A 7,007-nucleotide genomic window follows, 5' to 3' on the forward strand; every position below is an offset into this window, starting at 1 on the left:
AAATGTTAATAAAACATTGTTTAAAATATTTGTTCAAAAGCAATAAATTTCTATTTTTTTCTATTAATATCATGATTCTGATTACAAGCTTTATGGCTTTTACATTATTGATTACTAACAATAATTTAGAAACGGTTAATGAAAATAACCAAGCATTGAAACAAGAAGACTTTCAATTTCTACCTAAACTTAGTAAAAATGATATAAATATTTTTGCTTCGCAGCACCAAATTAGCCTTGAAGAAATTGAAGAGAAAAATTTCAATCAAATCCTATTCGATCATCAAATTTCTTATCGTGATATTTATGGAGATAAAATTAGTGGACTACAAAAAAATTACGGATTTATAAGTGAAATACAGCAGTCTAAATTTTTCGAAGTTAACGGCAATAATTTTAGAGTTGTTAAACATAACGAAAAAATAAACAAATTCTTTTTTGTAAAAGGAGAAATGGCTGCTGAAGATAATGAAATAGTTATTGATATCAATACAGCTAAAAAGAAAGATCTAAATATTGGAAGCTCTTTTATAATTAAAGAGAAAGAGTATATTGTATCTGGTATTGCAGGCTTCCCGGGTTTAATTAATCCAAATATGAGTGATACAGGCTTAAAAATATATAAACCGGCAACATCCGTTATAGTGTCTTTCAATGACAAACAATACAATGCATTAAATGAGAAAGAAAAAATCTATTATGCTGGGGTATGGACAAGTCAAAAACCACAAGAAATTCCTAGCGCAGAAGTGGAATATTTATTAGAAAAGAATGACAATACGGAAATTAACATACTAGATTTAAAAATATCTATGAATAAAATGATTATTGGTGTTACAGTAACTTTGTTATTATCTATTGTTGGTATCATGTTGGCGATGGTTCTAATAAAAATGATTCAAGATAACCTTAAAACTTATGGTGTATTAAAGGGGATGGGATATAAAAATTATGAATTAATTTTTAGTTTCTCTCCAACAGCATTGTTACTAATATTACCTGTTTCTTTGGGTATTTTATTATCATCCCTCATGAACAATACAATATTTGGGGTAATGAATAATGACTTATTGGCACCTTATCCTAATAAAAGTATGGATATGTTTTTCAGTGTGTCTGTAGTTAGTATATTTACTATAGGAGTTTTAGCATTCTCATTTTTAATTATTTTCCTTTTCCTTCGAAAAAACTCGATAAACCTTATAAGGGAAACTAGTCAAGCTAAAAATAATCTAATCAAGAGAGTATTATTAAAATTATTTGCAAGAAAGAAATTTTTAAGTAATTTGCGTAACAAATTTATTTTTAGAAACTTATTTGTTTTTTGTTTAGTAATTTTTTCAGGTTTTGCTTTAGGTGTACAAATTTTAATGAGTATGGGAATGTCAGGCTTTCCAGATCAGATGGCTAATTCCTTTGAAAAGCAGTATAAGTATGAGTATAAGTCGATATTAAATGATAAAGTTAATATTACGAATGTAAAAGATGCACAAGGGTATTTTGTTAGAAATTTGAAGATTGACTCAAAAAATAATAATAGTGATGATATCAGTTTGATTGCGCTTGATAGTAATGAAAAAAATCAATATATACATTTTTATGATTACGAAACAAATAAAAATATTACTGATCAACTGTCAAATGGTGTAATCATCAATAAATGGTTTGCTAATAAACATAATCTTAAGGTTGGCGATAAGCTAACAGTTTATGATAATCAAAAAAATAATGATGTAACTATTGCAGGAATTAACTTAGATTTACAAGGGAACGAGTTGTACACATCTCAAACATATTACGAAGATAACTTTTTAGAAAAGGTAAATTTCTATAGTGGGTTTTATAGTAAAGATATGCCTATTATGGACAAAGGGGAAATTCGTCAAACTATCGTTCAAAAAGAACAATATGAAGCCATTAAATTAAATTTTGAAAACTATAAAATTATATCTGGTGCCATGCTGCTTCTAGGTATGTTACTGGGTGGTATACTTTTAAGTATTTCAATCTATATAGCAATAAAGACGGGAGAAAAAAATATCCTGTTACTTAAATCCATGGGGTATACAAATTCAGAAATTAATAAAGTTTCAATTATTGGTTATGTGTATCCTTTATTAATAGGTATAGCAATTTCAATTCCATATTTTATTCTTTTAAGTAAATTGCTTTTTGGCGAACTGTCCAAGTCGGCTAATTTCTTTTTACCAATGCAAACATCATTAGTAAATATTTTGACAGTTACAGGTTTTTCTTTGCTGTTTTTTGCATTAGTAGCAATTGTTTATATGATGAAAATAAAAAAATCAACATCTTTTCAGAAGCTATTAGCTGAACAATTATAACTATATGTTAGTTAAAGTTTATCTGAATAAATCATTTTGTAGTGTAGTGTTTAAAAATCCTTATCCCGTACTATGTATGTATAGTTAACGTTTAATGAGTTGATTTGGTACTGTTGATAGCATTTTAAATAATTAATTTCTTTTGTTGCTGTATTAACGTATACTGCGAATTAAAATTCTAAAGGTAACTTATTTTGGCTTTTAAAATGAAGGAAGCGTTATTCAGATATTTTATTTGAAAGACTACTACCTTCCCTGAATACTAAGACAGTGGGTGTTTATTTTGAGATGTGAACTAGTATCCTTTGTTTGATAGGAAGGATCTTCAGGTCACATCTCATTTAAATGCTAGCTGGTATTTAAAAGGCTTTATTAGTTTCGTACCATTGCTATACTCTATAAGAAATTAATTGTTATTTAAATCCCGATTCAACCTTCGCAAAGGCAAACGCCATTTCATTATATAGGAAAGAATGCGTAACGTTGTAATCACTGCGAATAAAATATAAAGGAAAATGTCTCCTGTAAAAACTTCAAATCCAATAATAAGCCCTGCGAGAGCAGCCCAAACACCATAGACTTCATCACGGAGAACTAGTGGTTTTCGTCTAGCTAATAAATCACGCACAATGCCACCACCTGAACCTGTTAACACAGCAGCTACAATCACAGCACTAACAGGCATATCCAGCTTTACAGCATAGAGTGCACCTTGAATAGCAAATGCTGATAAGCCAATGGCATCTGTGAAATTGCCCCATCGATGCCAGTGTTGAATCAGGTGATGAGGAAAAATGAAAAATATGGTAATCGCAGCGAGCGCAATTTGAAACATCATATCTTGCCCCCATAATGTTGTGACAGGTAAACCAATGAGTAAATTTCGAATAGCCCCTCCACCAAAAGCAGTGACTATACCGAGTATATAAACACCGAATAAATCGTATTCCTCTTCCATTGCAATAATTGCCCCAGAAATAGCAAAGGCAATTGTTCCTATAATACTAAAAACCTCCCAAGCCATCCCTTTCACCCCTTTTATAAATAAATGAACCTCATTCATAAAGTTAAAAGATCTTTTTAGTAACAGAATCTATGAATTTAATAGCCAAAATTCGTCATTAAATACTCTTCTTGAAATAAGTCCGCACATTAGCTTAGCGTAAATTTTGCTTAGAAACAATAGGCAAGTTTTACAGGGGCATATACAAATTGATAAGATGTTAATGAAAAAAAGAAAAACATCTGTCATAAGCGTTGATATACCAGTAGTTGATTAGGGAATTCTAAAATGATCTAGGTCCATTTAAATATTGAATATAACTTACTGAATGAAATGCATGACAATTGTGAAATGGAGAAGAAAAAAATGACGTTTACATCTAGTTTATCGGCATCGACGCTATCATTAGCGTCAACAATAGAAGAGAAAGTTCGACCTTTTCATGCAAAGGTCGAAGAAATGGCGTTTTATAACCAGCAAAAAGTGCTAGCAGCATTTCGCAAACATCAAGTTAGTGATTATCATTTACATCCATCAAATGGCTATGGTTATGACGATGAGGGGCGCGACAATCTAGAGCGCGTCTATGCTGAGGTATTTGGAGCAGAAGCTGCTATTGTTCGACCACAAATTATTTCAGGGACACATGCTATCACGCTTAGTCTATTCGGTGTGCTGCGTCCTGGTGATGAGTTGCTCTATATTTCTGGTCAGCCATATGATACGTTGCAATCCATTGTCGATGGTGGTGACAAAGATACAGGTTCTTTGAAAGATTATCAAATCGGTTATTCACATGTTGATTTACTAGATAATCAAACAATCGATTGGGCAGGTGTGAAAGCAGCCATAACAGCTCAAACGAAAATGGTTGCCATCCAACGTTCAAAAGGCTACGCAACACGCCCTTCCTTTTCAATTGAAGAAATCACTGATATGTGTGAGAAGGTTCGGGAATTAGCTCCACAAGCCGTTATTTTTGTTGATAATTGCTATGGTGAATTCGTAGAAGCGCAAGAACCAACAGAGATTGGTGCTGATTTAATGGCGGGTTCGCTCATTAAAAATCCAGGCGGAGGATTAGCAAAAATCGGAGGCTATATTGCAGGTCGAGCAGATTTAGTCGAGAAATGTGCGTACCGTATGACATCACCAGGAATTGGGGCAGAAGCAGGGGCGACATTAAATACATTAGGTGATTTTTATCAAGGATTTTTCCTAGCGCCACACGTCGTATCACAAGCATTAAAAGGTGCGATTTTTACGGCAGCTATGCTGGAGGAAATTGGGATGAATACATCTCCAAGTTACCATGCCCATCGCACAGATTTAATACAATCGGTTTCTTTCCAAACAGCCAAGCAAATGATTGCCTTTTGTCGTGAAATACAAGCTAACTCGCCAATAAATGCTCATTACGCACCTGAACCAGCATATATGCCGGGCTATGAAGATGATGTCATTATGGCAGCAGGAACATTTATTCAAGGCTCCAGCATAGAGCTTACAGCAGATGGACCGATACGTCCGCCATTTACAGCGTTTATACAAGGCGGGCTAACATATGAACATGTAAAATTTGCAATTTGTAGTGCTGTTCAAGCGATTCAAAAATAGAAATATGGAAAGAGACAAACCTTAAATTTGAATAGTTTTTTACAATTTTTTCTCGGATTGAAAAAAATAATAGCAACCATGTTAGGAAACCTTACATGGCCGGTTGACAGTGAAAAAATTTCGTTATATGATAAGCGGGTATTGGAGGAGGACTTAAATGAGTCGTGAAATTAGACGAACTATGCCGTTATTATCAATGAGTATTGTTATGCAATTAACTGAGCTTTCGGCACGACAAATTCGTTATTATGAAGAACACCATTTAATTGAGCCGCACCGAACAGAAGGCAACCGTCGAATGTTTTCTCTAAATGACGTCGACACATTGCTTGAAGTTAAAGACTACTTAGAACAGGGTATGAATATGGCGAAGATTAAAAAAATATTTGCTAAAAGGAAAGATCCTGTTGCTACAACTGAAGAACAAGATTTAAGTGATTCTGAATTACGCCAAATTATGCGAGAAGAAATGCGTCAAGCACAGCGCATGCAAAAATCATCCATCCGACGAGGGGATTTATCTCGATTCTATTAAAAATAGGGTAGGGTAAACATAAAAGCTAGACAAATTATAGGAGTGTGGAAAACTGTGGGTAAATACACAAAAGAGGACATTAAACGTCTCATCGAAGAAAAAAACGTAAGCTTTATTCGTTTACAATTTACAGATATTCTTGGCACAATCAAAAACGTTGAGATTCCTGTAAGTCAATTAGACAAAGCATTAGAAAATAAAATGATGTTTGATGGCTCATCTATTGAAGGCTTCGTTCGAATCGAAGAATCAGATATGTATTTATATCCTGATCTTGATACTTTCGTAGTATTCCCTTGGACTTCTGAAAAAGGGAAAGTAGCACGTCTTATCTGTGATGTATACACTGCGAAAGGCGAACCGTTTGCTGGTGACCCACGTAACAACCTAAAACGTATTCTTAAAAAAATGGAAGATATGGGCTTCTCAAGCTTCAATTTGGGGCCAGAGCCTGAATTCTTCTTATTCAAATTAGATGCAAAAGGCGAACCAACATTAGAAGTAAATGACCATGGTGGTTACTTCGACTTAGCTCCAACAGATCTAGGTGAAAACTGCCGTCGTGATATCGTATTAGAGCTAGAAGAAATGGGCTTTGAAATCGAAGCTTCTCACCATGAGGTTGCTCCAGGACAACACGAAATCGACTTTAAATATGCAGACGCTGTTACTGCTTGTGACAACATCCAAACATTTAAATTAGTTGTCAAAACAATTGCACGTAAACATGGTTTACACGCTACATTTATGCCAAAGCCGCTATTTGGTGAAGCAGGTTCTGGTATGCACTTTAACGTGTCATTATTTAAAGGCAAAGAAAATGCATTCTATGATGAATCTACAGAATTAGGTCTTTCAGATACAGCTATGCAATTTATGGCAGGTGTCCTTGGACACGTTCAAGGTTTCACTGCTGTTACAAACCCAACAGTTAACTCTTATAAACGTTTAGTACCTGGTTATGAAGCACCATGTTATGTAGCATGGTCAGCACAAAACCGTTCACCATTGATTCGTATCCCATCAGCACGCGGACTTTCAACTCGTGTAGAAGTACGTTCTGTGGACCCTTCTGCAAACCCATATTTAGCGATGGCTGTTATTCTAGAAGCAGGTCTTGAAGGTATTCGCCAAAGCTTAACACCACCTGCTGCGATTAACCGTAACATCTATGTAATGACTGAAGAAGAGCGCAAAGCAAATGGTATTGCAAACCTACCAGCCGCATTGGATGACGCTTTAACATTACTAGCTAAAGATAAAGTAGCTCAAGAAGCTTTAGGTGAGCATATCTACGCTAACTTTAAAGAAGCAAAAGAAATCGAGTTCGATATGTACCGTACAACTGTACATCAATGGGAACGCGATCAATATTTAAAAATGTATTAATAACGATTGAAACCGAGTATGGACTTACCCCTGTCAAGTAGACAGTTTAAAAAAGACTAAGCAGCCATCTGATGTCGATATTCTATCGGTGTCAGATGGTTGAGTCGTTTTTGAAAGC

At 34.4% G+C, this 7,007-nt stretch carries 5 protein-coding genes; 4 read left to right on the forward strand and 1 reads right to left on the reverse strand.

The annotated features are described in order from the left end of the window. Positions 1-2 precede the first annotated feature (2 nt). Positions 3-2,345 (forward strand): FtsX-like permease family protein, encoded by a 2,343-nt coding sequence (locus AO843_RS07215; RefSeq protein ID WP_054610437.1) that lies wholly within the window; start codon positions 3-5, stop codon positions 2,343-2,345. A 406-nt stretch (positions 2,346-2,751) separates the two neighbouring features. Here the strand turns inward: AO843_RS07215 and AO843_RS07220 are convergent, their stop codons facing one another. Then, a complete protein-coding gene (locus AO843_RS07220; RefSeq protein ID WP_054610438.1) occupies positions 2,752-3,369 on the reverse strand; it encodes a trimeric intracellular cation channel family protein in 618 nt (205 codons plus the stop codon). Between the two features lie 345 nt (positions 3,370-3,714). Between AO843_RS07220 and AO843_RS07225 the strand changes: the two genes are divergently transcribed. The 3 genes from AO843_RS07225 to glnA all read left to right on the forward strand — a co-directional run bounded on the left by AO843_RS07225 (position 3,715) and on the right by glnA (position 6,889). Beyond that, positions 3,715-4,965 (forward strand): methionine gamma-lyase family protein, encoded by a 1,251-nt coding sequence (locus tag AO843_RS07225; RefSeq protein WP_054610439.1) that lies wholly within the window; start codon positions 3,715-3,717, stop codon positions 4,963-4,965. Between the two features lie 157 nt (positions 4,966-5,122). Further along, entirely contained in the window at positions 5,123-5,500 is a 378-nt protein-coding gene (locus AO843_RS07230) for a MerR family transcriptional regulator (protein WP_054610440.1), read from the forward strand. Positions 5,501-5,554: 54 nt separating this feature from the next. Beyond that, complete coding sequence (glnA, locus tag AO843_RS07235) at positions 5,555-6,889, forward strand: type I glutamate--ammonia ligase (RefSeq protein ID WP_054610441.1); 1,335 nt, start codon at positions 5,555-5,557, stop codon at positions 6,887-6,889. Positions 6,890-7,007: the final 118 nt, after the last annotated feature.

The organism is Lysinibacillus sp. ZYM-1, from assembly GCF_001308875.1.
Taxonomy (GTDB): domain Bacteria; phylum Bacillota; class Bacilli; order Bacillales_A; family Planococcaceae; genus Lysinibacillus.